The sequence below is a fragment of the uncultured Fretibacterium sp. genome, assembly GCF_938030725.1.
Taxonomy (GTDB): Bacteria; Synergistota; Synergistia; order Synergistales; family Aminobacteriaceae; genus Fretibacterium.
Genome location: NZ_CALHIQ010000132.1, coordinates 1 through 2,578 on the forward strand (window position 1 = coordinate 1; position 2,578 = coordinate 2,578).

The window sequence follows — 2,578 nt, forward strand, 5'->3', positions numbered from 1 at the left end:
GGGCGAGGCGGGACGGGGCTTCGCCGTCGTAGCCGAGGAGGTCCGCAAGCTGGCGGAGGAGTCGGGACGGGCCGCCCAGGAGGTTTCGAAGCTCATCGCGAACCTGCAGAGGGAGTCCGAGAGCTCCACCGCCATGACGGAGTCCGCGGGGCCGCTGCTCCAGAAGGCGATGGAGGACGCGGAGTCTGCCCAGAAGAGGCTGAGTGCCGCGCAGGACGCCATCGAGAGCCTGAACCAGGGGATCCAGAGCATCGCGGCAGCGGCGGAGAAGCAGGCCGCATCCTCCGAGGAGATCGCCGAGGCCATGAAGAACCTGAGCGACTCCAACGCGAAGATCATGGACTCCACCGCCGCAATCCGGGACTCCAGCCACGAGACGACGACGGCTGCGGAGTCGATCGCCACGGCGGCTCAGTCCATGGCGGAGACGTCGGAACGTCTGAACGGACTGGTGGATGCCTTCGTGCTGGACGGGGAGAAAGAGCACCCCGCCTTCCTGAAGGGATAGGGCTACGAGTGAGGTAAATTGACGGAAGGCGAACGGCGGACACTCAGTGTCCGCCGTTCGTCGTTTTGCCCGCGCCCCGTTCGTCCCTCCTCCAAGGCGGACGCTGCGGACCATCAGGCCGGCTGTGTTCGAAGCCCAAATCAAGCCGTCCATTGACAAGCGGTCCGTCCTGCGGATATAATTGTTTCAACGGTTTTGATACTACCCACCTTGAGAACGCCGTTGAGGACGGCCTGAATTCACTCGCCCCCAAGCGCTCGAACGTAAGAACGATTCGGAGAGGGAGGGGCAAGTTTTATTGCGTTGCGAGGCAACGCGTAAATCCAGTAAGGAGGTCCGCTTCTCTGTTAAAGAAGCGCTGTTCGACGTGCGGCTCGAAAGGCCTTGCACCTGAGCGCGCTGAAGCAGCTTATGAAACCCTTTCAAAACATCCCCTGGGGCCGCGCCGGGCGCGCGGCCCTGTGGGTGTTCGGCGGACTTCCCGCCAATCTATACTCAAGGAGTGGTTTTTATGCAGGACGGACAGAGCTACTTGGACATCGCGAACTCGAGCGTCATCTGGATGCTCTGCGCGATTACGGTGGGCATTGCGTTTCTACAGGCCATACTGTTCATGTGCATGGCCCGCCGCACCAGGATCCGCGCAGGCATTCCGGTGGAGGTCAGCAGTAAGGCCCTGCGCGTCGGCCTCATCACCGCCATCGGTCCCGCACTCGGCGTCTTCATCGTCATGGTGGGATTGATGGCAGCGATCGGAGGCCCCATGGCCTGGTTGCGCCTCTCCATCATCGGCGCCGCCCCCACGGAGCTGACGGCCGCGACCTACGGCGCTCAGGCCTCCGGCGTCGAGCTGGGAGGAACGGGGTACGACCTCACCGCGATGTCCGTTTCCTGGTTCGCCATGGCGCTCAACGGAGCGGGCTGGCTGGTGTTTACCGGACTCTTCACGCCGGCCATCGAGAAGCTCCGCGAGAAGGCCAGCGGCGGCGACTCCAAGTGGTTGGTGGTCCTGTCGGGCGCCTGCTCCCTCGGCATCTTCGGCTACCTGGTCCACGGCGAGCTGCGCAAGAGCTCCGGGCACGCGACGGCCGCCATCGCCGGGGCGCTCTGCATGTTGTTCCTGGTCAAGTTCGTCGTGCCAAAGTGCCCCAAGCTGATGGAGTACTCGCTCGGCATCGCCATGCTGTTCGGGATGGCCTGCGCGCTGGTCTACGACATGTATTTCGCCGTCATGCCGCAGTAGGGCTTGGACGCACACACTTCAGGAGGAATCACTATGTCAGAACACGATCACATGGCTGAATGGAAAAAGGGCAGCATCCTCATCGGTGCGCCCACCAACCTCATCGCCGCCGCGACGGCCTTTATCCCCGTCCTCTGGCTCTGCAGCACGCACCACTGCTGGCCGGACTGGAACGTCGTCCTCACCGCCTGGGGCATGACCGCCGCCTCCTTCGGCGCCTTCTACCTCGTTGAGCCCATCTCCTACTACGCGGCTTTGGGCATGGCAGGAACCTACCTCGGCTTCTTGTCCGGCAACATCGGGAACATGCGCGTCCCCGTGGCGGCCCTGGCGCTCGAGGCCACGGACAGCCAGCCCGGCACGATCCAGGCGGAGATTGCGTCCACCATGGCCATCTGCGGGTCCATCATCATGAACCTGTTCTTCACCACCCTGGCGGCCGTCGTCGGCGCAGCCGTCGTCGCCGTCCTCCCCAAGTTTATCGTGACGGGCCTCACGAAGTATTCGGCAGCGGCCATCTTCGGCGGGACCCTCGGCAACTTCGCCATCAAGTATCCGCTGGTAGGCGTCTTCGCCCTCGGACTTCCGCTGCTCCTCCACTGGGCCATCCCGTCGATCGCCGCGTGGCTGCTCATCGTCATCTCGGTCTTTGGAAGCATCACCTTCGCCCGCGTGCTGTACGGCATGGGCATGGGGAAGTAACGCTTTCTTTTTTTAAGTAACGTTTTTCTTCGAAAAGTAAGGAGGGAGATCATCATGAACCTGTGGAAGGAATGTAAAGGTCTGCAGGATTACATCGTGGGGATCCGCCGCACCCTGCACCAGAT

The 2,578-nt window shown here is 62.7% G+C and carries 3 protein-coding genes; all 3 read left to right on the plus strand.

The features are described 5' to 3' along the window. A partial coding sequence (locus Q0629_RS07780) for a methyl-accepting chemotaxis protein (RefSeq protein WP_298781031.1) occupies nt 1-508 on the plus strand: 508 nt, incomplete at its 5' end. A gap of 511 nt (nt 509-1,019) precedes the next feature. Then, nucleotides 1,020-1,751, plus strand: a complete 732-nt coding sequence (locus Q0629_RS07785; protein WP_298781034.1) for a DUF5058 family protein — start codon at nt 1,020-1,022, stop codon at nt 1,749-1,751. 33 nt (nt 1,752-1,784) lie between these two features. Next, entirely contained in the window at nt 1,785-2,453 is a 669-nt protein-coding gene (locus Q0629_RS07790) for a hypothetical protein (RefSeq protein WP_298781037.1), read from the plus strand. The last annotated feature ends 125 nt before the right edge of the window (nt 2,454-2,578 follow it).

Coding starts and splice junctions, on each gene's coding strand:
- Q0629_RS07790 (WP_298781037.1), top strand. CDS start 1,785: ATGTCAGAACACGATCACATGGCTGAATGGAAAAAGGGCAGCATCCTC.
- Q0629_RS07785 (WP_298781034.1), top strand. CDS start 1,020: ATGCAGGACGGACAGAGCTACTTGGACATCGCGAACTCGAGCGTCATC.